General features: G+C 74.3%; 23 protein-coding genes. 10 read left to right on the plus strand and 13 right to left on the minus strand.

Translation table 11 applies throughout. The features are described from left to right. Positions 1–30 precede the first annotated feature (30 nt). The 4 genes from HTZ77_RS08915 to HTZ77_RS08930 are packed head-to-tail and all read right to left on the minus strand — an operon-like array spanning position 31 to position 3,756. Positions 31–858, minus strand: a complete 828-nt coding sequence (locus HTZ77_RS08915) for an SDR family NAD(P)-dependent oxidoreductase (RefSeq protein ID WP_205302317.1) — start codon at positions 856–858, stop codon at positions 31–33. After that, complete coding sequence (locus HTZ77_RS08920; RefSeq protein ID WP_175588993.1) at positions 855–2,048, minus strand: cytochrome P450; 1,194 nt, start codon at positions 2,046–2,048, stop codon at positions 855–857. Before HTZ77_RS08920 ends, HTZ77_RS08915 begins: the two co-directional genes overlap by 4 nt. Further along, positions 2,045–3,001 carry a phosphotriesterase family protein gene (locus tag HTZ77_RS08925; RefSeq protein WP_328808494.1) on the minus strand — a complete coding sequence of 319 codons (957 nt, stop codon included), beginning with the start codon at positions 2,999–3,001 and terminating at the stop codon, positions 2,045–2,047. Before HTZ77_RS08925 ends, HTZ77_RS08920 begins: the two co-directional genes overlap by 4 nt. Then, positions 2,986–3,756, minus strand: coding sequence for a phytanoyl-CoA dioxygenase family protein (locus tag HTZ77_RS08930; RefSeq protein WP_175588994.1), 771 nt, complete (start codon positions 3,754–3,756; stop codon positions 2,986–2,988). Before HTZ77_RS08930 ends, HTZ77_RS08925 begins: the two co-directional genes overlap by 16 nt. A gap of 123 nt (positions 3,757–3,879) precedes the next feature. Between HTZ77_RS08930 and HTZ77_RS08935 the strand changes: the two genes are divergently transcribed. Next, positions 3,880–4,791 carry a TIGR03621 family F420-dependent LLM class oxidoreductase gene (locus HTZ77_RS08935; protein WP_175588995.1) on the plus strand — a complete coding sequence of 304 codons (912 nt, stop codon included), beginning with the start codon at positions 3,880–3,882 and terminating at the stop codon, positions 4,789–4,791. A gap of 42 nt (positions 4,792–4,833) precedes the next feature. On the opposite strand, the gene HTZ77_RS08940 is transcribed toward HTZ77_RS08935, so the two are convergent. Then, positions 4,834–5,802 carry a zinc-binding dehydrogenase gene (locus HTZ77_RS08940; protein WP_175588996.1) on the minus strand — a complete coding sequence of 323 codons (969 nt, stop codon included), beginning with the start codon at positions 5,800–5,802 and terminating at the stop codon, positions 4,834–4,836. Between the two features lie 58 nt (positions 5,803–5,860). On the opposite strand from HTZ77_RS08940, the gene HTZ77_RS08945 reads away from it, so the two are divergent. Continuing rightward, a complete protein-coding gene (locus HTZ77_RS08945; protein WP_175588997.1) occupies positions 5,861–6,448 on the plus strand; it encodes a histidine phosphatase family protein in 588 nt (195 codons plus the stop codon). On the opposite strand, the gene HTZ77_RS08950 is transcribed toward HTZ77_RS08945, so the two are convergent. The 4 genes from HTZ77_RS08950 to HTZ77_RS08965 all read right to left on the minus strand — a co-directional run bounded on the left by HTZ77_RS08950 (position 6,438) and on the right by HTZ77_RS08965 (position 8,736). After that, positions 6,438–7,196 (minus strand): hypothetical protein, encoded by a 759-nt coding sequence (locus tag HTZ77_RS08950; protein ID WP_175588998.1) that lies wholly within the window; start codon positions 7,194–7,196, stop codon positions 6,438–6,440. The genes HTZ77_RS08945 and HTZ77_RS08950 overlap by 11 nt on opposite strands. A gap of 102 nt (positions 7,197–7,298) precedes the next feature. Beyond that, positions 7,299–7,553, minus strand: a complete 255-nt coding sequence (locus HTZ77_RS08955) for a hypothetical protein (protein WP_175588999.1) — start codon at positions 7,551–7,553, stop codon at positions 7,299–7,301. Positions 7,554–7,677: 124 nt separating this feature from the next. Beyond that, the gene (locus HTZ77_RS08960) at positions 7,678–7,914 is read right to left on the minus strand and encodes a DUF397 domain-containing protein (protein WP_113703532.1); all 237 of its coding nucleotides are present in this window, start codon (positions 7,912–7,914) and stop codon (positions 7,678–7,680) included. After that, complete coding sequence (locus HTZ77_RS08965) at positions 7,915–8,736, minus strand: helix-turn-helix domain-containing protein (protein ID WP_175589180.1); 822 nt, start codon at positions 8,734–8,736, stop codon at positions 7,915–7,917. It abuts the gene before it with no gap. Between the two features lie 223 nt (positions 8,737–8,959). Here HTZ77_RS08965 and HTZ77_RS08970 point away from each other — a divergent pair, with 223 nt between their 5' ends. After that, positions 8,960–9,463 carry an ATP-binding protein gene (locus HTZ77_RS08970; protein ID WP_175589000.1) on the plus strand — a complete coding sequence of 168 codons (504 nt, stop codon included), beginning with the start codon at positions 8,960–8,962 and terminating at the stop codon, positions 9,461–9,463. Positions 9,464–9,540: 77 nt separating this feature from the next. Then, a complete protein-coding gene (locus tag HTZ77_RS08975; RefSeq protein WP_175589001.1) occupies positions 9,541–11,979 on the plus strand; it encodes a helicase-associated domain-containing protein in 2,439 nt (812 codons plus the stop codon). On the opposite strand, the gene HTZ77_RS08980 is transcribed toward HTZ77_RS08975, so the two are convergent. Continuing rightward, positions 11,963–12,985, minus strand: coding sequence for an ABC transporter substrate-binding protein (locus HTZ77_RS08980; RefSeq protein ID WP_175589002.1), 1,023 nt, complete (start codon positions 12,983–12,985; stop codon positions 11,963–11,965). The two genes, HTZ77_RS08975 and HTZ77_RS08980, sit on opposite strands and share 17 nt — an antisense overlap. A 61-nt stretch (positions 12,986–13,046) precedes the next feature. Between HTZ77_RS08980 and HTZ77_RS08985 the strand changes: the two genes are divergently transcribed. Genes HTZ77_RS08985 through HTZ77_RS08995 form a run of 3 tightly spaced genes read left to right on the plus strand, consistent with a single transcriptional unit; the run spans position 13,047 to position 16,103 of the window. Next, positions 13,047–14,171: a FecCD family ABC transporter permease gene (locus HTZ77_RS08985; RefSeq protein WP_235994453.1), complete on the plus strand. Its 1,125-nt coding sequence runs from the start codon at positions 13,047–13,049 to the stop codon at positions 14,169–14,171. Between the two features lie 49 nt (positions 14,172–14,220). After that, positions 14,221–15,276: a FecCD family ABC transporter permease gene (locus tag HTZ77_RS08990; RefSeq protein ID WP_328808495.1), complete on the plus strand. Its 1,056-nt coding sequence runs from the start codon at positions 14,221–14,223 to the stop codon at positions 15,274–15,276. Next, on the plus strand, positions 15,276–16,103 hold the full coding sequence (locus HTZ77_RS08995; protein ID WP_175589003.1) for an ABC transporter ATP-binding protein: 828 nt from the start codon (positions 15,276–15,278) through the stop codon (positions 16,101–16,103). Before HTZ77_RS08990 ends, HTZ77_RS08995 begins: the two co-directional genes overlap by 1 nt. Here the strand turns inward: HTZ77_RS08995 and HTZ77_RS09000 are convergent. After that, entirely contained in the window at positions 16,100–17,353 is a 1,254-nt protein-coding gene (locus HTZ77_RS09000; RefSeq protein WP_175589004.1) for an ArgE/DapE family deacylase, read from the minus strand. The genes HTZ77_RS08995 and HTZ77_RS09000 overlap by 4 nt on opposite strands. Positions 17,354–17,431: 78 nt before the next feature. Here HTZ77_RS09000 and HTZ77_RS09005 point away from each other — a divergent pair, with 78 nt between their 5' ends. Both HTZ77_RS09005 and HTZ77_RS09010 read left to right on the plus strand, forming a co-directional pair. Continuing rightward, positions 17,432–18,550 carry an endonuclease/exonuclease/phosphatase family protein gene (locus tag HTZ77_RS09005; protein WP_175589005.1) on the plus strand — a complete coding sequence of 373 codons (1,119 nt, stop codon included), beginning with the start codon at positions 17,432–17,434 and terminating at the stop codon, positions 18,548–18,550. Positions 18,551–18,599: 49 nt separating this feature from the next. Beyond that, positions 18,600–18,920, plus strand: coding sequence for a GroES family chaperonin (locus HTZ77_RS09010; RefSeq protein ID WP_175589006.1), 321 nt, complete (start codon positions 18,600–18,602; stop codon positions 18,918–18,920). An 18-nt stretch (positions 18,921–18,938) separates the two neighbouring features. Here HTZ77_RS09010 and HTZ77_RS09015 read toward each other — a convergent pair whose 3' ends face one another. After that, positions 18,939–19,940: a hypothetical protein gene (locus tag HTZ77_RS09015; RefSeq protein ID WP_175589007.1), complete on the minus strand. Its 1,002-nt coding sequence runs from the start codon at positions 19,938–19,940 to the stop codon at positions 18,939–18,941. Positions 19,941–20,001: 61 nt separating this feature from the next. Beyond that, the gene (locus HTZ77_RS09020) at positions 20,002–20,457 is read right to left on the minus strand and encodes a TIGR02611 family protein (protein ID WP_175589008.1); all 456 of its coding nucleotides are present in this window, start codon (positions 20,455–20,457) and stop codon (positions 20,002–20,004) included. A 160-nt stretch (positions 20,458–20,617) separates the two neighbouring features. Between HTZ77_RS09020 and HTZ77_RS09025 the strand changes: the two genes are divergently transcribed. Then, on the plus strand, positions 20,618–21,514 hold the full coding sequence (locus HTZ77_RS09025) for a phosphotriesterase family protein (RefSeq protein WP_235994454.1): 897 nt from the start codon (positions 20,618–20,620) through the stop codon (positions 21,512–21,514). Positions 21,515–21,526 lie beyond the last annotated feature (12 nt).

The raw sequence follows: 21,526 nt of genomic DNA on the forward strand, positions 1-21,526 counted from the left end.
AAGGCTCGGGGGCCTCGCGGGATGCGGCGCTCAGGGCGGGGCGAGGCGCCACTGGTGGAGGGCGTGCTCAGGCCGGTGCGCCAGCGTGCCGCAGTCGATCACGACCGTCTGCCCGGTGATGCACCGCGCCTCCTCCGAGGCCAGGAACGCCACCAGGTCCGCCACGTCCTCCGGCGCGCACGCCCACGGCAGCAGCCGCTCGGCCTCCTTGTCGGCGAGCCGGTCCGGGCCGAGGGCCAGCCGGGCGGCGTCCGTGAGCACCAGCGCCGGGGCGACCGCGTTGCAGCGGATCCCGCGCGCCCCGTACGTGGTGGCCACGTACCGGACGAGCCCGGTGAGCGCGGCCTTCGACGTTCCGTACGCCGCGTGGTCCAGGTCGCCCGTGAGGCCCGACACCGACGAGGTCAGGACGAAGGCGCCGCCGTCGGCCATGCGCGGGGCGGCGTGCTTGACCAGGAGCATCGCGCCGCGCACGTTGACCGCCATGGTCCGGTCCCACACGTCCGCGTCCAGGGTCTCCAGGTGGTGGTCCCGGCCGTACACGTCGCGGCCGAGCGCCGCCGCGTTGGAGTGCACGACGTCCAGCCGCCCGTACGAGGCGAGCAGCTCGGCCACGGCGGCGACGACCTGCTTCTCGTCCGAGACGTCGCAGGTGAGGGCCGTGGCAGTGCCGCCACGCCCGCGGATGGCGGCAGCCGTGGCCTTCGCCCCGGCGGCCCGTACGTCGAGCACGCCCACGCACGCCCCCTCGGCGGCCAGCCGCGCGGCGCAGGCCGCGCCGATGCCCGAGCCCGCGCCCGTCACCAGCGCCACCCGCCCGTCGAACCGGCCGCCGGACGGCGACAGGCCGGCCGTCACCACTCCACCAGCAGCGACGGCAGCCCGCGCCCGACGATCGAGCGGCGGTAGGCGATCTCCTGGCCGGGCGCGAGCCGGAGCCCCGGCAGGCGCCGCCCCAGCACCTCCAGGGCCGTGCGCAGTTGCAGCCGCCCGAGCGCGGCCCCGACGCAGAAGTGGATCCCGTACCCGAACACCATGTGCGCGTCGGCGTTCGGCCGGTCGATCACGAACCGCTCCGGCTCCGGGAAGACCGTCTCGTCGTGGGCGGCCGAGTCCGTCGACAGCAGCACCAGCGACCCGGCGGGGATCGTCACCCCGTGCAGCATGACGTCGGTCGTGGCGTACCGGAACGAGCCGAGCGAGGCGCCGTCGATGCGCATGCACTCCTCGGCCGCGTTCTGGAGCAGCGCCGGCTCGACCGGCCACGCCTTCTCGCGCAGCAGCCGCAGGACGGTGTTGCCGAGCTGGTTGGGCACGGTGTCGTTGCCGCCGAGCAGGATCGTGGAGATCAGCTCCACCACCTCGCGGTGGGTCAGCTCGGTGCCGATGAGCGAGGTCATCAGCGAGGTGAAGTCGTCGCGCGGCCGCTCGGCCCGGGCGGCGACCAGGCGGTCCACGTAGGCGAGGTAGGTCAGGAAGCTGTCGGCCAGTTCGAGCTGGCGCTCCGGCGGCTGCGGCGACAGGAAGAGCTGGAACCAGTCCTTCACGTGCGCCTGCACGAACGCCTCGTCCTCCTCCGGCACGCCGATGAAGCGGGCGGTCAGCTTGATCGACGGCTCGTGCCCGATCTCGGTCACGAAGTCGGCGCGGCCCTGGGGCCCGATCCGGTCGAGCAGGTCCTCGTTCAGCCGCCGGAACGTCTCCTCCATGGCCGACACGGCGCGCGGCGTGAACGCCCGCGACACCGAGCGGCGCAGCCGGGTGTGGTCGGGCGGGTCCACGTTGGCCACGAAGCTCGACAGGAACGAGCCGTGCTCGCCGAGCTTGTCGCGCGTCTCCCGGGTGAGGCTGCGGGAGATCGTGAGCGAGCCCTTGGAGGAGAAGCGCCGCGGGTCGCCGTACGCGGCGCGCACGTCGGCGTGGCGGGTGAGCACGTACGCGCCGAGATGCTCGCTGGCGAACACCGGCCGCTCGTGGCGCAGCCGGGCCAGGAACGCGTACGGCGAGGCGACGTGCCAGTCCGAGGCGACGTCGAAGTCCTCGATCATCCGAAGATCCTCCGGGGGTTGTCGACGAGCATCTGGTGGATCTGCTCCTCGGTGACGCCGCGCTTGCGCAGCTCGGGCAGGACGTCACGGGAGACGTGCAGGAGGTGGTAGTCGGGGTGGCGCTCGCGTACGACGTCGGCGTCGAAGCGGTCGTTGAAGCAGTACGAGTCGTGGCCGAGCACCATGCGGCCGGCGTGCCCGCGCTCGCACAGGGCGGCCACGACCGCGACCCGGTCCTCGAACGGGCTGATCGTGCCGATGCCGAAGCGGTCCATGCCGATGAAGGAGCCGTTGGCCACCAGCTCCTCCAGGTAGGCCACGTCGGTGGAGTCGCCCGCGTGGCCGATGACGACCCGGCCGAGGTCCACGCCGAGGGAGGCGAGCAGCCGCTGCTGCTCCAGGCCGCCCCTGCTCGCGCTGTGGGAGTGGGTGGTGACGGGCACGCCGGTCTCCCGGTGGGCCTCAGCCACCGCGCGGAAGACCCGCTCGCAGTTCTTCGTCATCCCGGGCTTGTCGGTGGCGCACTTGAGGATCGCGGCCTTCACCCCGGTCCGGCCGATGCCCTCGGTGATGTCGCGGACGAAGAACTCGGCCAGCCGGTCGGGGCCGCCGAACAGCGTGCCGGGGCCGCGGTTGCCGAAGTAGGGGGGCAGCGCGTCGTAGGTGTAGAGGCCGGTGGCGGCCACGATGTGCACGTCCGTCAGCTCGGCGACCCGTTGGACGGCCGGCAGGTAGCGGCCGAGCCCGACGACGGTGAGGTCCACGATCGTGTCGATGCCCTCGGCCTTGGCCGCGTCGAGCTTGGCCGCCGCCTCCCGGGCGCGCGTCTCCAGGTCCCAGCCCTCGGGGATGTCCGGCCAGTTCCACAGGATCTCCGGGCTGAGCCCGAAGACGTGCTCGTGCATGAGCGTCGCCCCGAGGTCGGCGACCGGTCCTCTCACGGTCTCGGGCACGGGAACCTCGGGTGGTCGAAGGGCCGGTTGACCTCCAGGCCGAGCCCGTCGGTCTGCCGGTACGGCGTGCCGGTGTAGAGGGCGTCGGCGTCGAAGTACGTCACCGTGAACGACAGCCGGGTGCTCTCGCGCCGGTTGGCGGGCGCCCCGTGCACGGTCAGCGCGTGGTGGACGGTGGCGTCGCCCGCCTTGAGGTCGAGCGGCGGCGACAGCTCCAGGTCCTTCAGCCACGGGTGCTGGGTGAGCTGGTCGTCGCCGGTCCGGGTGAAGCTGCGCCCGAGCACCCCGTACCGGTGGGAGCCGCTGTAGAAGCGCAGCGACCCCATGTCGGCGGGCACGTCGGCCAGGGCGAGCCAGACGGTGAGCATGGCCGAGCGGTCCATCGGCATCCACGGGAAGTCCTGGTGGAACTCCGTCGCGCCGTGCTCGCCCGGCTCCTTGACCAGCAGGTTCGTCACCTGGACGCGGACGTCGCGCACGCCGTGGAGCAGGCGGACGGCGTTGCGGCCGAGCTGGGGGCTGAGCGCGAGCGCGCGGAACGCCTCGTCGCCGTCGGCCACGTCGCGCGACTGGCCGAACGCCTGGTCCACCAGCGTGACCGCGCGGTCCTTGTCGCGGGCCCGCAGGTGGTCCAGGGCCCGTTCGCGCAGGGCCGTCACGGTGTCCGGTGGCACCAGCCTGGCGAGCCGGACCCAGCCGTGCCGGTGGAAGAAGCGCACCTCGTCGTCCGTCGCGTGACGCACCGGGATGTCCATGCGGCCAGTGTCGCATTTGAAGCAAGCGCTTGGTAAGTGGGCGGCGTACACTCGCTGTCCAGGCGCCCGGGCGAGCCGTCCGGGCGCTCGCGGCGAGACGAGGGCGAGACGAGGAGGCGCGCGGTGCGGCGGTTCAGGTTCGGGGCCGTGATACGGCAGGCGGAGTCCGGCAAGGAGTGGGCCGAGAAGGCCAGGCGGCTGGAGGGCTCCGGGTTCGACGTGCTGCTGGTCCCGGACCATCTGGTCGGGCCGCGCTTCGCGCCCGTGGCCGCGCTCACGGCCGCGGCGTGCGCGACCACCCGGCTGCGCGTGGGCACGCTGGTCCTCGCCAACGACTTCCGGCACCCGGCCGTGCTGGCCAAGGAGACGGCGACGCTCGACCTGCTGTCGGACGGCCGGCTGGAGGTGGGGCTCGGCACGGGCTGGATGGCCGGCGACTACGCCTCGGCGGGCATGCCGCTGGACCCGCCCGGGGTCCGGGTGGAGCGGCTGGCCGAGGCGCTGGCCGTGCTCAGGGGGCTGTGGGGCGACGGGCCGTTCACCTTCGAGGGCGCCCACTACCGCGTACGCGGCCTCGACCAGCGGCCCAAGCCGGTCAGCCGGCCGCACCCGCGGCTGCTGCTCGGCGCGGGCGGCCCCCGGATGCTGCGGCTGGCCGCCCGCGAGGCCGACGTGGTCCACCTGACGACGCGGGTGCGCGGCGACGGCAGCGGCCCGGACGAGCGTGACGGCGGCCTGGCGGCGTACCTGGACAAGCTGCGGACCGTGCGCGAGGCGGCGGGCGGGCGCTACGAGCGGCTGGAGCTCGGGACGAGCGTGCTCCAGGCCGGCGAGCGCCGGGCGGAGGAGGCGTGGAGCGCCGCCGCCAGCGCGCGCCTGGAGGACACCCCGCAGGTGCTGCTCGGTACGCGGCGCGACATCGCCGACCGGCTGCGCCACTGGCGCGACGAGCACGACCTGTCGTACTTCGTCGTCCACCACGAGCGCGACCTCGGCGTCCTCACCCCCGTGGTCGAGGAGCTCGCCGGAGCCTGACCCCTCAGGCCCGCCGCGAGCCGGCCCCGAGCTCCCGGATCGTCAGGGGGTGAGGACGACCTTGCCCATCGTGCGCCGCTCCTCCAGGGCGCGGTGCGCGGCCGCTGCCTCCCGCAGCGGGAACTCCTGGACCGCCGGCTCCAGCCGCCCCCCGGCGGCCTCCGCCAGGGCCCGCCCGGTCAGGTCGCCGAGCCCGCCGGGCCGGGACACCAGGTACCCGATCCCGTCATGGGAGGTGACGCCGCGGGCCGCCGCCTCCTCCTCGGCCGGGCGGAACCACTCCCCCGCCGCCTGCCCGTACACGACGTGCCGGCCGCCCTCGGCCAGCAGCCCGAACGCCTCCTCGCCCCGGCGTCCGCCCACCCCGTCGAACACCACGGTCACCGCGCCGGCCGCCTCCCGCACGGTCTCCTGCCAGCCCGGTGTCCGGTAGTCCACGGCGAGCGTGGCGCCGAGCTCCCTGACCCGCTCCCCCTTGGCCGGTCCGCCGGCCGCCCCCACGACCGTCGCCCCGGCCAGGCGGGCATGCCGCACGAGCAGCGTCCCGATCCCGCCGGCCGCCGCCATGACGAGCACCGTGTCCTGCCGCGTCACCGGCGCGAGCTCCAGCAGGCCCAGCGTGGTGGTGCCGGTCGTCACCATGGCGACCGCCGCGCCGTACGGCACGTGCGCGGGAAGCGGGATCAGGGACGCCGCGTCCACCACCGCCAGCGAGGCGTAGCCGCCGGACTCCAGGTCGCCGGTCACCACCCGGGCGCCCGCCAGCGCCGGGTCGACGCCCTCGCCGACCGCGTCCACCACGCCCGCCACCTCGCCGCCCAGGACCGCCGGCAGGGCGGGCGCCGGGTGCGGGCCCACCGCGACGCCGCGCCGCAGCAGGGTCTCGATGAAGTGCACCCCCGCCGCGCGCACCGCCACCCGCGCCTGGCCGGGGCCCGGTTCGGGGTCGGGCAGGGCGGCGGGGCGGAGGTTCTCGGGCGGGCCGTAGGCGTCCAGGATGATCGCGTCCATGTGCCCAGGCTGCTCCCTCAAGCGTGGTTGAGGTCAAGCGTGCCGGATGATGGGAGGCATGGATGAGATGTTGCTGCTCAGGCATGGTGAGACCGAGTGGAGCCGGACCGGCAGGCACACCGGCCGCACCGACGTGCCGCTGACGCCCCACGGGGAGGAGCAGGCGCGGGCGCTGGCCCCGCTGGTCAAGGAATGCACGTTCGACCTCGTGCTCGTCTCGCCGCCGCAGCGCGCCCGCCGTACGGCGGAGCTGGCCGGGCTGAGCGCGTACGAGGTGGACCCCGACCTGTGGGAGTGGGACTACGGCGGCTACGAGGGCATCACCACGCCGGCCATCCGCGAGGGCCGGCCCGGCTGGTACCTGTGGCGTGACGGCGTGCCCCCCGGCGACGCGGAGCATCCCGGTGAGACGGTGGAGCAGGTGGGGGCGCGGGCCGACCGGGTGATCGCCCGGGCCAGGGCGGCCGAGGGCCGGGTGGCGCTCGTGGCCCACGGCCACATGCTGCGCGTGATCGCGGCCCGCTGGCTGGGGCTGCCGCCGCAGGACGGGCGGCTGTTCAAGCTGGAGACGGGCACCTACTCACGGCTCGGCTTCGAGCACGCCGAGCCGGTCGTCGTCACCTGGAACGCCCCCGTCACCCCCTGACCGGGGCGGGGGACAGCCGGCAGCCCGGGAACGGCGCGAGCAGCGTCTCGCGCCACGGGCCGTCGAGGTGGTCGCGGGCCCGCTTGGCCCAGCCGAGCAGCCGGTCGTCGGGCTCGGCCTCGTCGTCGAGGCCGAGCGCGGCGTCGCGGGCGCGCTGGGTGCGCAGGTGGTCGTCCAGGGAGACGCCCCAGATCGTGACCACCTCGGTGTCGCAGAACAGCACCTCGTACAGGCCGACCAGCTCGTGCCCGTGCTCGGCCATCAACGGCGCCCGCTCGGCGCGCACGGCCTCCAGGTAGTCGAGGGCGGCGCCGGGCCGCACCCGGGCGCTCTCGAACAGGTAGAACTCGGAGCGGCCGACGTCGGCGAGCGACGGCGTGCCGGGCACGGCGCCGAGCGGGCGGGAGAAGGCGGAGAAGCGCAGGTCGTCGATGTCCGACAGGAAGAGGCGGTCGTCCACCCCGCGGTAGATGTTCATCATCTGCCGCCAGCCGCCGTCCCAGCCGCCGTGGCACTCCCAGAGCGTGACGGCCTTGAACTGGGGGTGCCCGGTGATGCCGACGGCGTAGAACGCGCCGGCCAGGTCGATGTCACGGGACCGGATGGACGTGCCGGAGGTCAGGGTGGGGCGTTCGAGGGTCTCGTCCTCGCGTTTGTAGCGGGTCAGCCAGGTGAGGTACTCCAGCGGCCGCCGGGAGTTCATGGGGCGGAAGTCGACCTCTTCGATCAGGTAGATGGCCCGGCGCACCACGCCTCCTCGACCTCATGTGACCAAGCGATTGCTCGGCTCAGGCGTGAGCGTAACACGGCCACGGGAGACGCGGGCAGGCTCGGGCGGGCGCGGGCAGGGTCAGGAGAGCGCCTGGGCGGGCTGCGGCCCCCTGCCGGTCAGCCACTCCAGCACCTGGCGGTGGCCGGAGGCGGCGGCCTCGAAGTGGCCCCAGTGCCAGTAACGGGGCTGGTCGCGCAGGCCGGTCACCCAGGTGCGGTACGAGACGGTGCCGGACTCCGCCGGCGCGACGCCGTACGTGCGGATCACGACCTTGCCGCCGGGCGCGAACAGCACGTCGTCGGCGATCGGATAGAGGGTCATCTGGTCGAGCATGGACCGCATCCTGTCGCCTTCGCGGGGCGGGGCCGTTACGCCCCCGGCGCGCCGCCGTTAAGCGGGCACGCCGGAGGTTAACACGCGGTTACCTCATGCGGGCGCCGGTCGGACGAGGAAGGCGTCAGACGAGGAGGCCGTCGAACTCCCCGTCCTTGACCCCGAGCACGAGGGCCCGGATCTCGTCACGGGTGTAGATCAGGGCCGGCCCGTCGGGGAAGCGCGAGTTGCGCACCGCGACGCCGCCGTCGGGGAGCTGGGCGAGCTCCACGCAGTTGCCCTGCGAGTTGCTGTAGCGGCTCTTGCGCCAGGCGACCTGCTTGAGGTCGGTCGCGGGCATGCCGTTGTAGGTCTGCTTCATCTACATCTTTCTGAGAAGACCGCCGATGAGCTCGACGGTGCCCCCGGGCGTGGTGCTCTCCACGCATAACTGCTCCATGGCCGTGAGGTACGGGTCGATGTCCTCACGTTTGTCCAGGTATAGGGCACCCCAGAGCTGCTCGACATAGACAACGTCCGACAAATCGGACTCGGGAAACCGCAAGATGCTGAACGCGCCACCTTCAGCCGCGTGCATACCGTATCTGAAGGGCATCACCTGAAGGGTGATATTGGGCAGTGCGGCCACTTCCAGCAGGTGCTGGAGCTGTTCGGCCATGACCTCCCGCCCGCCGATGGTCCGCTTGAGCGTGGCCTCGTCGATGACGGCCCACAGGCGCGGCCCGTCCTTCTGGGTGAAACGCTCCTGACGCTGCATGCGCAGATGCACGCGGCGTTCGATCTCCGCGGGACTCGCCTCGGGGTTGCCGAGCTGGAAGACCGCGCGCGCGTACGCCGCCGTCTGCAGCAGGCCGGGCACGAACTGCACCTCATAGGTGCGGATCACGCTGGCGGCCTCCTCCAGCCCGACATAGGTGGTGAACCACGAGGGCAGCACGGCGGAGTACTTGTGCCACCACCCGGGGGTGTTGGCCTCGCGGACCATCTCCAGCAGTGCACGGCGTTCGGCGTCATCGACGACGCCGTACAGGGTGAGCAGGTCCTCGACGTCACGTGTCTTGAATCCGACGCGCCCGAGCTCCATCCGGCTGATCTTGGACTCGGACGCCCTGATGTGGAATCCGGCCTGGTCCCGAGTGAGCTCGCTGGCTTCGCGAAGGCGCCGGAGGCTGGCTCCGAGCATGATGCGCCTGACGGTCGAACCAGAACCCGGCGGATCAATGGACACGCGCTGCTCCTTGGTCGTTTCCTTGACACCTAGTCTGTCACTTCACGGTCGAAAGATCATCAACCGCGGCCAAGATCCCCTTTCCCGCCGGTTTGACCATTTGAGGGAAACCGTAGCGCCTGCACGGACCCTCTGCACGTGCATTCGCTCTTGCACCTGCACGAGAGTTTGCCGCAGAATGATCTATGTGCAACCCACCCTGGCTCCCGGCCAATGGACCACGTTCGACTGGTGGCCCCCCGTCGGCTGGTGGCCGGAGGCGGCGCGCGACCTGCTGACTTCCGGCCCCTCCGCGAGCGCCACGTTCGTCCTTCCCCCCACACCGTCCTCCGTGCACGCCGCCCGCGCCTTCGCCATGGGCGCGCTCAGCGGCTGGAAGCTGGAAGAACTCACCGAGAACATGGAGCTCGTCGTCTCCGAGCTGGCGACCAACGCGCTCCGTCACGGCCTGCACGTCTCCGACCCCGGCACCCGGCCGCCCGTGCACATGTCGCTGGTGCGCCGCGGGCCGCTCGTCACCAGTGCCTTCACCGACCCGGCCTCCGGGGTCCCGGAACTGCGCTATCCCGGCCCCCTCGACGCCGGCGGGCTGGGGCTGCACATCGTCGAGTCCCTCAGTCTCCGCTGGGGCTGGTCGGCGCTCGCACCACAAGGGAAGATCGTCTGGGCAGTCCTCACCTGACCGGGGGTGATCTGCACTACCGTGGATGCTCATGGCTCACGGTGAGTCCCGCGCGCGACCCCTGAGAGTGCTGACCGATGGATGATCACCTGCTCGGCTGGCTGCGGACACTCGACGAAGACCGGCTCGGCCGCATTCTCGCGAACCGGCCCGACGCCATCGCCGCGCCCTGGCCGCGGCGGCTCGACACGCTCGCCCAGCGGCTGTGCAACGGCTTCGCCGTCATGGAGGCGCTGCGCGGCCTCCCGCTGCCGTGCCTGGAGCTCGCCCAGGCGTGCCTCGTGGTCCGCCGCCCCACGCCCGAGCGGGTCGCGGAGTTCCTCGGTGTGCCGCTGCCCGAGCTGACGCCCTGGCTCGACCGGCTGCAGGACCACGCGCTGGCCTGGCCCGACGCCGAGGGCGCGATCCATCTGGCCGAGGCCGTCTCCCGCTGGTGGCCCACCCCGCTGGGGCTCGGCGAGCCGCTCGACCATTACCTCAACTCCTGGACCATCAGCCTCGACACCCTGCGCGCCCTGGCCCGCCGGCTCGGCCTGCCCCCCGGCGGCCCCAAGCGGGCCACGATCGCCCGGGTGAGCGAGACGCTCGCCGACCCGGCGCACGTGGCGGCGCTCCTGCGCCACGCCCCCGAGGGCACGCGCGAGCTGCTGGACGCGTTCGCCTGGAACGGCCCCGTCCGCGACGTCGACGGCCACCGGTTCGTCGTGCCGGGCACGCCCGAGAAGTGGTGCGCCGACCACGGCCTGCTCTACCGGCCGAGCTGGCACGTGGCCGAGATGCCGCGCGAGGTGGCGCTGTGCGTGCGCGGCCCCGGCCACCACCCGCCGTTCACGCCCGAACCGCCCGAGGTGGCCACCATCCCCATCGACCCCGAAGAGGTCGACCACCTGATGACGCTGGCCGCGCCGCACGTGGTGGAGCGGTGCGCGGCCCTGCTCGACAACATCTCCAAGACGCCGCTGCCGCTGCTCAAGACCGGCGGCGTGGGCGTGCGCGAGGTACGCCGCGTGGCCAAGGAGACCGGCTGCGACGAGGACGAGACCCGGCTGCTGCTGGAGATCTGCGCGGTGGCCCGGCTGCTGGCCTGGGACGAGCAGGCGGGCGGCATGGTGCCGACCGAGCGGTTCGACCGGTGGCGGCTCGACGAGGGCGCGGCGCGGCTGCGGGTGCTGCTGTCGGCGTGGTGGCGCATGGAGCGCTCGTCGCTGCGCCGCGTCGACGGCCGCTATGGCACCGTGCTCGGCGACGACCGGGCCGGGGCGGCCGTGGCCCGCATCCGCCGGGCGGTGCTGCCGGTGCTGGCGCACCTGCCGTCGGGCACCGCGTTCGCCGACCGCGCCGGCCTGGTGGCCGACGTCCACTGGCACGCCCCGCTGCTCGACCAGGAGCTGCTCGGCGAGTGCGCCACGGCGGCGCTGGAGGAGGCGCGGCTGCTCGGCCTGCTGGCCAACGACTCGCTCACCGACCTCGGCCGGGCCCTGGCCGGCCTGGCCGCGCAGGCGGGCGACGAGAACGACGAGGTCGTGCCCCTCGTCGAGCACGACCCGATCCTGGTGGAGGCGTCCACGCGGGCGCTGGCCAGCGTGCGCAGGAGCGCCCTGTTCGGCCCCGACCTGACCGCGGTGGTCACCGGGCCGCCCGCGGCCGAGCTGGCCGCGCTGCTCGACCGGGTGGCCGAGCGCGAGTCGCGCGGGGCGGCCTCGGTGTGGCGCTTCACGCCCGCGAGCGTGCGCGGCGCGCTCGACCACGGCCACGACGCCGACGAGCTGCTGGAGGAGCTGGCCGCGGTCGGCACGGTGCCGCAGCCGCTGGAGTACCTCGTGCGCGACGTGGCCCGCCGCCACGGCGAGGTGACCGTGACCACGGTCGGCTGCGTGGTGCAGGCGTCCGACCCGGCGCTGCTCGCCGAGATCGCCGCCAACCGGCGGCTGGCCCGGCTCGGGCTGCGGCTGCTGGCCCCCACGGTGCTGGTCGGCTCGGCCGACGCCGAGCGCACCCTGGCCACGCTGCGCGACCACGGCTACGCCCCGGTGCCCGTCGCCGACACCGGTGAGATCACCATCCGCCGGATCCGCCCCGAGGAGCCGCCGGCGGGCGGCAAGCTGATCCTGCTGCCCGGTGGGCAGGTGGCCGAGCTGCCGGAACGGCCCGTCCCGCCGGGGGCCGCCGCGCTGGCCGGCCCCGACGGGTTCGCGCACATCGTGGCCGACCCCGCGCCCGACCCGTACGAGCATGCCCGCCGGCTGCTCGCGACCGGCCAGAACGCCCAGCCGGCCGGTCGTACCTGGGCCGTCATCGGGCGGATGGCGACCCGGCTGCCCACCGCGCAGCAGTCGCTGCTCGGCTTCGTGGTCGACCGGGGCGTGCGGGCCGGCATCACGCTGACCGGCGGCCTGACCGCCACCATCAGCCATGGCGAGCTCAAGGGCGCCGCGCTCGACGCCTGGTGCGAGGAGGCGGGCGACTACCTCGAGTTCCCGCTGGGCGAGATCGTCGAGGTCAGGGGAGCTTACTAGCCTTCCTGAGGTCGGCCACGAGCGCCTCGACGAACGCCGCGTACCCCTGGTAGCTGAACGGCGTCTCGGCCCGCCACGGGTAGAGCTGCCCGGCCTTGACCGCGGGGAGCTTGGCGAAGGTCGGCTTCTTCATCATCTCCTCGGGCTTGAGCGCTTGCGTGCGGGTGTCGTACAGGATGACGTCCGCGTCGTAGGTGTCGGCGTTCTCCCAGCTCAGCGTCTGGAAGAAGCCGCCCTCGTCCACCTTGGACGGCTTGACGACGTCGAGGCCGGCGGCGGTCAGGTGGACGATGTCGGGGTACTCCGGCGGGTTGACCACCCAGAACGCGTCGGCGCCGCCCGACACCATGAGGATCTTCAGGTCCTTGAACGCGGCCAGCTCCTTCGAGGCGGCCTCCAGGCGGGCCTTGGCCTCGGGCACCCCCCGCAGGTCGGCGCCGAGGGAGGTGGCCAGGGCCTCGTAGCGGCCGATCACCTCGGTGGCGCTCTTGCCGGTCAGCATGATGCCGGCGGTGGGGGCCACCTGCTCGATGGTGTCCTTGGACTTCTCCGGGACGTACCAGAGGGTGTCCTTCACGTACATGTTGCTGACCAGCAGGTCGGGCTGCAGGGCGATGTACTGCTCGACGTTGAACTCGTCCCACACGTTGCCGAGGCCCGTGACCTTGGTGATGTCGACGTTGCCCGCCTGCGGGTCCTTGCCGCCGTCCTTGAGCTTGTGCGGGCCGAACACCGCCACCGGCCGCACCCCGAAGTCCCACAGCGCGGCGGCCGAGCCGACCTGGGCCACGACGCGCGCCGGACGGCTCGGGCGCTCCAGCTTGCGGCCGCGGTCGTCGGTGAACGTCCACGGGCCGCCGCCGGCGGATCCGCTCGGGGCGGGCGATCCGCCCGCCGTCGTGCTCTCCGTCCCGGTGCCTGACCCGCACGCCGCCAAGGTCAGCGACGCCGCCAGGCCCGCGGCCGCGGCGAGGAAGCCCCTGCGGGCCAGTACCGGTTCGGACATTTCCATCTCCTGAGGTTAGGCTTGCCTTGGTCGATCGTTATGAGATTAGCCTTACCTTAGTTTGACCGCGACGAGAGGGGGGCGGGTGCGCCCGGCCAAGCAGATCGAGCCACCGACCGGGACGGCCCGCCCGCACGACGCGGACGCCGCGGCAGGCGTAGGTGCGGGCGACGGGGGGACGGGGCGGCGGCGGACGGCCCTCCTGACCGGCGGGCTGATGGCCGCGTTCGGCGTGCTGGTGCTCGTCGCGCTGGCCAGCGTGGCGCTGGGCGCCCGGTCCGTGCCGCTCTCGACGGTGATCGACGCCTTCCTCGCGCCCGACGCCTCCAGCGACCACACCGTGATCCGCGAGCTGCGGGTCCCCCGCACGCTGCTGGGCATCGGCGTGGGCGCCGCGCTCGGCCTGGCCGGGGCCGTCATGCAGAGCCTCACCCGCAACCCGCTGGCCGACCCCGGCCTGCTCGGGATCAACGAGGGCGCGGCCCTGGGCGTGACCGTGGCGCTCGCGCTGCTCGGGGTGTCCGATCCGGCGGTGTACGTGTGGTTCGCGTTCGCGGGCGCGGCCGTGGCCTCCGTGCTCGTCTACGCGCTGGGCTCGGCGGGCCGGTCGGGCTCGGCCCCGGTGCGGCTGGCGCTGGCGGGCGTGGCCGTGGGCATGGCGCTCACGGCCGCGTGCTCGGCGCTGCTGCGCATCGACTCCCGGACGTTCGACCGGATGAGGTTCTGGCTGACCGGGTCGCTGGCCGGGCAGGACGCGGGCACGCTGACGCGGCTGGCGCCGTTCATGGTGGCCGGCGTCGTCCTCGGGCTGACGCTGGCGCGGCCGCTCAACATGCTGGCGCTCGGCGACGACGCCGGCCGGGCGCTGGGCGTGGCCGTCGGCCGCACCCGGGTGCTCGCCGGGCTGGCCGTCACGCTGCTGTGCGGGTCGGCGACCGCGGCGGCCGGGCCGCTGTGGTTCGTGGGCCTCGCGGTGCCGCACGCCGTGCGCGCGCTCGTGGGCGGCGACCAGCGGTGGGTGCTGCCGTACACGGTGGTCGTCGCGCCGGCGCTGCTGCTGGCGGCCGACGTGGTCGGGCGGCTCGTCGCCCGGCCCGGCGAGGTGCAGGTGGGGATCATGTGCGCGCTGCTGGGCGCCCCGGTGTTCATGCTGATGGCCCGGCGCAGGAGGCTCGCCGCCCTGTGACCCCGCGTTCAGACAGTTCCCCCGTACGATCCCGCGCAGGAGACCTTCCGTGACCCTGTCCTCCTCTCCCGGGTCCTCCTCTCCCGCCCGGCCCCGGCGGGCGGTGCGCCTCGGGTCCTGGTCGGTACGGCCGGCCCCCCGCGCGCCGGCGGTGTGCCTCGGGCTCGCCGTCACCGGGTTCGTGGTGGCCGTGCTGGCGATCTCCACCGGCGAGTTCACCGTTCCCGTGCCGGACGTGCTGCACGCGCTGTTCGGGCAGGGCACACCGGTCGCCGAGCTCATCGTGGGCAAGCTGCGCGCCCCGCGGGTCGTCACCGGCCTGCTGGTCGGCGCGGCGTTCGGGGTGAGCGGCGCGATCTTCCAGAGCCTCACCCGCAACCCCCTCGGCAGCCCCGACTTCATCGGGTTCACGGCGGGCGCCTCGACGGGCGGCATCCTCGCCGTCGTCTCCGGCGGCACGGCCGTGCACGTCGCGGGCGGCGCGCTGGCCGGCTGCGTGGCGACGGCCCTGCTGGTGTACGGGCTGGCCTTCCGGCGCGGGGTGCGGGGCTACCGGCTCGTGCTCGTCGGCATCGGCGCGAACGCGCTGCTCGTCGCGGTGAACTCGTACCTGCTGACCCGGGCGAACATCAACGACGCCGCCACCGCCGGCGCCTGGCTCACCGGCAGCCTGAGCGGGCGCGGCTGGGACCACGCGATCCCGGTCGGCGTGGCCGTCGCCGTGCTGCTGCCGGTCTGCGCGTACGTGTCGCGGCCGATGCGCATGATCGAGATGGGCGACGACGCGGCCCGCGCCATGGGGATCAACGTGGAGGGCGTGCGGGCGGCGGCCGTCGTCGCCGGGGTGCTGCTGTGCGGCGTGGCCACCGCCGCCGCCGGCCCCGTCGTCTTCGTGGCGCTGGCCGCGCCGCAGCTCGCCCGGCGGCTGGCCCGCTCCCCCGGCGTCAGCATGACGACCGCGGCGCTCACGGGCGCCGTCCTCCTGACGGCCGCCGACCTGGCCGGGCAACGGGTGTTCGCGCCCGTCCAGCTTCCCGTCGGGGTGCTCACCGCCGCGATCGGCGGCGTCTACCTCGCCCTCCTCCTGCGAAAGGACCGTCACTGATGCCCGAGTCCGCCGCCCGGCTGTCGGGATCCGGCCTGACGCTCGCCTACGACCAGCGGGTGGTCGCCGAGGACCTGGACGTGACGATCCCCGACGAGTCGTTCACCGTGATCATCGGGCCGAACGCCTGCGGCAAGTCCACGCTCCTGCGCGCCCTCGCCCGCATGCTCAAGCCGCGCGAGGGCGTCGTCCACCTCGACGGCAGCGTGATCACCTCGCTGCCGTCCAAGGAGGTGGCCCGCAGGCTCGGCCTGCTGCCCCAGACCTCGATCGTGCCCGACGGCATCACGGTGGCCGACCTGGTGGCCCGCGGCCGCTACCCGCACCAGCGGCTGATGCGGCAGTGGTCGCGGGCGGACGAGGCCGCGGTGGCCGGGGCGATGCGCGCCACCGACGTGGCGGAGCTGGCCGAGCGGATCGTGGACGAGCTGTCGGGCGGTCAGCGGCAGAGGGTGTGGCTGGCCATGGCGCTGGCCCAGGAGACGCCGATCCTGCTGCTGGACGAGCCGACGACGTTCCTCGACATCTCGCACCAGATCGAGGTGCTGGACCTGTGCGCCGACCTGCACGAGGCGGGTCGCACGATGGTCGCCGTGCTGCACGACCTCAACCAGGCGTGCCGCTACGCCACGCACCTCGTCGTCATGCGCGGCGGCCGGATCGTCGCCGAGGGCGACCCGTCGGCGATCGTGACGCCCGAGCTGGTGGAGCGGGTGTTCGACCTGCGCTGCGAGATCATCGCCGATCCGCAGACCGGCACCCCGCTCGTCATCCCGGAGGCCCGCCGCCGCGCCTGCGCCCCGGCCGCCCTCGTGGAGGGCTCCTAGCGGACGCCGCAGAGGCGGACGGCGAGCAGGGCGAGGGCGCGGGTCACCTCGCGCAGCTCCGCCAGCTCCACCTGCTCCCTCGGGGCGTGCGCGAACCGCACGTCGCCCGGCCCGTAGTGCAGCGACGGGATGCCGCCCGCCGCGTACAGCCGCAGGTCACTCCCGTACGGCGCGGCGGCCTCGCGCGGCCAGGCGCCCGAGACGTCGGCGACCGCCCGGTTCACCTCTCCCAGCAGCGGATGCCCCTCGGGCAGCCGCCCGCTGGCGAACTGGCCGCCCGGCCACGTCAGCACCGGCGGGTTGTCCCGCAGCCAGGGGCTCGCCGCCCCGTGCACCGCCTCCTCCAGCGCGGCGCGCGCGTCGGCGGGGTCCTCGTCGAGCCGGACGCCCAGCCGTCCCTCGGCGACCAGCAGGTCGGGCACCGTGCTCGCCCAGTCGCCGGCCCGCACGGTGCCGATCTCGATCGGGTACGGCAGCGCGTTGTCGCCGTACAGCGGCGGCACGTCGCGGTTGCGCTCCTCCTCCAGCCGCCGCAGCGCCTCGAACACCGGCCAGAACACCTCGACGGCGCTGACCCCCTCGGTCCGGGTGGCGCCGTGGGCCGCGCGGCCGGGGACCTCCAGCCGGAAGGTCAGCGCGCCCGCGTTGGCCGTGATGACGGTGCCGCTGGTCGGCTCGGTGAGGACGGCCGCCTCGGCGGTGTGGCCCCGGGCCAGCGTGGCGAACGCGCCGAGCCCGCCGTCCTCCTCGCTCATCACGCAGTGGACGGCCAGCGGCCGGGCCAGGCGCACCCCGGCGGCGCGCAGGGCGCGGACGACGGCGATGTTGGCGACCAGGCCGGCCTTCATGTCGCAGGCCCCCCGGCCGTGGAGGGTGTCGCCCACGATGCGCGCGGCGAACGGGTCGCTGCCCTCCCACTTGGCCAGGTCACCGGTCGGCACGACGTCGACGTGGCCCTGCAGCGCCAGCGCGGGCACGCCCTCGCCGCCGATGACGCCGACCACGCCGTACGCCTCCGTGCGGGGCGCCTCGGTGCCGGGGAAGTCCTCGCGGGCCCGCAGCCCGTCGATGTCGATCTTCCACACGTCGACGTCGAGCCCGGCCTCGACGAGCAGCCCGGCGACGTGGTGCTGGAGCTCCGACTCGGCGTCGGTGCCCGTGACGCTGGGCACCCTGACCGTCTCGGCCAGCAGGCTCACGGTGCCGGGGTCGTCGACGGCGTCCAGGACCCGGGCTTCCACCTCGCGCATGAGGCAACCCTAGCCACGCCGCGCCCCCGCCATGAACCCGGTCCTGGCGTGGTGGCGATACAGGAGGGGAGGTGCGGGTTGCGTCGATGGCAGCGGGTCGCGGCGGGTGTCGTCACCGGGGTTCCGGGGGGCGTCCTGGCGGGGTGGGCGGCGGTGCGGTGGAGCGGGTTCGAGCCGGGCTGGCCGTGGGTCCCGGTGGTGGCGTTCACGCCGTACGCGGGGGGCGCGGCGGTGGTGCTGCTGCTGGCGGCGGGGCTGCTGCGGCTGCGGGCCCCGGCGGCGCTGGCCCTGGTGGCGGTCGTGGGGCTGGGCGCCGCCGTGCTGCCCAGGGCGTTACCGGATGGCGACGCGGGCGGTGCGAGGGTGCTGGCGCTGAGCACGGGACACCCTCGGGACGCGGGCGGGGCGGGGGCGGGTGCGCTGAGCACGGGACACCCTCGGGACGCGGGCGGGGCGGGGGCGGGTGCGCCGAGCACGGGACACCCTCGGGACGCCGGCGGGGCGGGGTTGCGGGTGCTGAGCGCGAACCTGCTCGTCGGCTCGGCCGACCCGGCGGCCCTCGTGGCGCTGGTGGACCGGCTGCGGCCCGACGTCCTGGCGCTCCAGGAGCTGACGCCCGCGGCGCAGGAGGGGCTGGAGCGGGCCGGGCTGAGCCGCGCGCTGCCGTACGTGGTCGCGCGTCCCGGTCCTGGGGCGGACGGGTCGGCGCTGTACGCGCGGCACCGGCTGACCCCGGCCGCGGGCCCGCCGCCGAGCACGTTCGAGCAGGTGGCCGGGGTGCTGGAGCTTCCGGGCGGCACGCGGGTGGAGGTGGTGTCCGTGCACCCGTGCGCCGTCCACGTCTCCGAGACCCGGCCGTGCTGGCGACAGGAGCTGGAGGCGCTCCCCCGCGCCGACGGGACCCTGCGGGTGCTGGCCGGGGACTTCAACGCGACCCTCGACCACCTGCCGCTGCGCCGCCTGCTGGCCTCCGGCTACCGGGACGCGGCCGACGCCGCCGGGCGCGGGCTCACGCCGACCTGGCCGGCGCGCGGGTGGCACGGCCTGCCCGGCGTGGCGATCGACCACGTGCTCGTGCCGGAGCGGGTGTCGGTGCGCGGGTACGGGGTGCAGGCGCCGGTGGGCAGCGACCACCGTCCCGTCCTCGCCGAGCTGGCCCTGCCCGCGTCGTGGCCGGCCGAGGCGGACGGATCATGAAAGCGCTGGTCGGGCGCGACGTCCTCCCGGCGGATCGTAAACTTGGCCCGTGGCAGAGCCGAAGTTCGAGATTCAGATGCTGCACGACCGGGTGATGATCCGGCTGGAGCAGAAGGCCGAGGAGCGGCGCAGCGGCTCGGGGATCGTGATCCCGGCGACCGTCAAGCTCGCCAACCGGCTGGCCTGGGGCGAGGTCTGCGGCGTCGGGTCCAACGTGCGCTCGGTCAAGGTCGGCGACAAGGTGCTGCTCAACCCCGAGGAGCAGTTCGAGGTGGAGCTGCACGCCCAGGTCTACCTGGTCATGCGTGAGCGCGACCTGCACGCCGTGGCCACGCAGGAGACCGACCACGGCACGGGGCTCTACCTCTGATCCCGCGCGGTTCTCTCCTCACGCCCGGTCGCCCGAGGCGCGGTTGAAGGTCAGCCACAGCTTGGCGGTCCACGTGCGGGCCGGGATGACGGCCAGCGCGCGCGTGGCCCTGCCGTCCAGGCCGACGACGGTCAGCCGGTAGGCGCCGCCCTGGGGCATGACGGCGATGACGTGGTCCTCGTCCCACCAGCCGAACAGCGCGGCCGGCCGTACCGCGACGCGCCTGGTGATCCGGCCGGTGGCCGGGTCGGCGACGCACAGACGCTCGGCGGAGCGCGGCGGGCACCACAGTGCCAGGCGGCGGCCGGAGGGCGAGTACGGGTCCTCGGGGCCGGCGGGCCGGCCGAGCGCGGCGTGGGTGCTGAGGACGGCGCCGTCGGCGGCGCGGTAGGCGCGCAGCCCGTCGCCGTACCTCGCGATCAGCTCGCCCGCGGGCGTCCACGTGAACGCCGCCCGGGTGTCGAGGCCGGCGACCGTGACCGTGCGGGCGGTGCCCGCCGCCACGTCCACGACGGTGAAGCCCGCTGCGCGCCAGGACCCACCGGTCTTGCGCTCGACGGTCAGCACGACGCGCCGGCCGTCCCGGGACCACGCGACGGACGAGGCGGCGAGCGGCTTGGCGACGGTCGGGACGCGCCGCAGCGCGCCGGTGGCCCGGTCGTGGAGGAGGAGGGCGTCCTTGCCGGCCCGGTAGGTGGTGGGCACCGCGGCGAGGGTGCGCCCGTCGGGCGACGCCGCGGCCTCCGACACGCCCGCCCGCACGGTGAACGCGTCGCCGGTGCGGGCGCGCACGTACGTGGCCCTGGTGCCGAGCCCGTACGTGGACAGCCGCGCGGGATCGCCCGACGCCTGCTGGTACGTCACGCCGACGCCCGGCAGCGGCAGGGCCGTCGCCCTCCCGGCGGACACGGCCGGTGTGGGGGTGGGGATGGGCGTCGGCGCGGCGAGGCCGGACGGCGCGAGGAGCGTGAGGGAGAGCACGGCGGCGGCGAAGGCGGGCACCCCCCGCACACTAGACACCGCGCGCCGCGATATCCCGGGCGATAACGGCCCGGTATGACAGGGGCCGACGTGGAACGGATCAGAAGAAGCGCTGCGCCAGCAGGAGCAGGTCGATGCCGACCGCCTTCATGCCGAAGTACACGATCGCGGCGGCGGCGGCCACGGTGACGAGCAGCACGACGATGCGCACGGCCCAGCCCTGCCGCTTGTACCACTCGGTCCAGGCGTGCAGGGTGCGCTTGCCGAACTCCAGCACCCGCCGCGCCCAGTGGAACTCGGTGGCGAGCACGGCCAGCCCCGCGAACACCACGAGCCAGCCCGGCCCCGGGAACGGCACCATGATGAGGCCGCCCACGACCATGACGGCGCCGATGGCGCCGATGACGATCTTGAGGGTCAGGGCGCCCGTGCGGGTGGAGCGGACGCCGTCCAGCCAGCCGTGCAGGCCGCCGCGGCGCGCGGGCATGTCGGAGGCGAGCGCGGCCTCGTCCTTCACCGCGTCGGCGCCCCCGGTGTCTGAGTCGTGAATCGGCACAGTTCCCCCGGACGTTCGTTCGTGTCCCAAGGATACGGCCGACGCTCCGGACATATGCGACCCGAAGCCTAACGATCTATAAACCCCGCCGAAAGTAAAAATTCCGGCCCAAGCGGCACTATCTTTCAAACATCGGTTAATGTGCGCTATGCCCGAGGTCATGCTTCGCACTGTCACCGGCCCGATCCGCGCCGCCTCGGTGGAGGGCGCCGTCCTCCCCCACGAGCACCTGCGCACCGACATGCGCTGGGCGGTCGGCATCGACTCCGACCCGCACCGCTGGCTCGACGAGGAGCACACGGTCACCGACGAGCTCCTCGACCTGCGCCGGTCCGAGGGACTGAGCCTCGTCGTGGACCTCACCTGCCTCGGCATGGGCCGCGACGCCGCCGGCCTGGCCCGCCTGGCCGCCGCCGCGCGGGTGCCCGTGATCGCCTCGACCGGCGTGTTCAGCGAGCCGTTCTCCCCGGCGCGCGACGCGGACGTGCACACGCTCACCCGGCTGCTCATGGACGAGATCTCGAACGGCCTCGACGGCACCGGTGTGTTCCCGGGCGTGATCGGCGAGGTCGGCTGCTGGGGCGCCGCGCCCACGCCGGCCGAGGAGCGCGCCCTCATCGCCGCCGCCCACGCCTCGATGGCCACCCGCCTCCCGGTCGCCACCCACGGCCGCGACGCGCTCGGGGTGCTGGAGATCCTGCTCGCCCAAGGACTGCCGTCCTCGCGGGTCGCCGCCGGGTACGCGGGCTCCGACCTGCCCGAGGCCCGCAAGATCGCCGAGATGGGCGCGTACGTGAGCGTGACCGCCCTCGGCGACGGCGTGGACGCGGCCGTCCGGGTCGCGCTCGGGCTCATCGAGGAGGGGCACGGCGAGCGGCTGCTGCTGAGCACGGGGACGAGCCGCGTGTCGCAGCTCGCCAAGTACGAGGGGCCCGGGTACGCGCACCTGTTCCACGCCGTGCTGCCGCGCCTGCGCGAGGCCGGGGTGGACGAGGACACGATCCGGCTCGTCACCCACGGCAACCCGCTGCGCTGGCTCACCTCCGGCGCCGCCTGAGCCGTCCCCGGC

This window comes from Nonomuraea montanisoli, assembly GCF_013363975.1.
GTDB classification, from domain to species: Bacteria; Actinomycetota; Actinomycetes; order Streptosporangiales; family Streptosporangiaceae; genus Nonomuraea; species Nonomuraea montanisoli.

What these genes read in the sequence shown, in the direction of transcription:
- HTZ77_RS08920 (WP_175588993.1), bottom strand. Translation starts at nt 2,048, where the DNA reads ATGATCGAGGACTTCGACGTCGCCTCGGACTGGCACGTCGCCTCGCCG.
- HTZ77_RS08930 (WP_175588994.1), bottom strand. Translation starts at nt 3,756, where the DNA reads ATGGACATCCCGGTGCGTCACGCGACGGACGACGAGGTGCGCTTCTTC.
- HTZ77_RS08940 (WP_175588996.1), bottom strand. Translation starts at nt 5,802, where the DNA reads ATGGACGCGATCATCCTGGACGCCTACGGCCCGCCCGAGAACCTCCGC.
- HTZ77_RS08945 (WP_175588997.1), top strand. Translation starts at nt 5,861, where the DNA reads ATGGATGAGATGTTGCTGCTCAGGCATGGTGAGACCGAGTGGAGCCGG.
- HTZ77_RS08955 (WP_175588999.1), bottom strand. Translation starts at nt 7,553, where the DNA reads ATGCTCGACCAGATGACCCTCTATCCGATCGCCGACGACGTGCTGTTC.
- HTZ77_RS08960 (WP_113703532.1), bottom strand. Translation starts at nt 7,914, where the DNA reads ATGAAGCAGACCTACAACGGCATGCCCGCGACCGACCTCAAGCAGGTC.
- HTZ77_RS08965 (WP_175589180.1), bottom strand. Translation starts at nt 8,736, where the DNA reads ATGCTCGGAGCCAGCCTCCGGCGCCTTCGCGAAGCCAGCGAGCTCACT.
- HTZ77_RS08970 (WP_175589000.1), top strand. Translation starts at nt 8,960, where the DNA reads ATGATCTATGTGCAACCCACCCTGGCTCCCGGCCAATGGACCACGTTC.
- HTZ77_RS08975 (WP_175589001.1), top strand. Translation starts at nt 9,541, where the DNA reads ATGGATGATCACCTGCTCGGCTGGCTGCGGACACTCGACGAAGACCGG.
- HTZ77_RS08980 (WP_175589002.1), bottom strand. Translation starts at nt 12,985, where the DNA reads ATGTCCGAACCGGTACTGGCCCGCAGGGGCTTCCTCGCCGCGGCCGCG.
- HTZ77_RS08995 (WP_175589003.1), top strand. Translation starts at nt 15,276, where the DNA reads ATGCCCGAGTCCGCCGCCCGGCTGTCGGGATCCGGCCTGACGCTCGCC.
- HTZ77_RS09000 (WP_175589004.1), bottom strand. Translation starts at nt 17,353, where the DNA reads ATGCGCGAGGTGGAAGCCCGGGTCCTGGACGCCGTCGACGACCCCGGC.
- HTZ77_RS09025 (WP_235994454.1), top strand. Translation starts at nt 20,618, where the DNA reads ATGCTTCGCACTGTCACCGGCCCGATCCGCGCCGCCTCGGTGGAGGGC.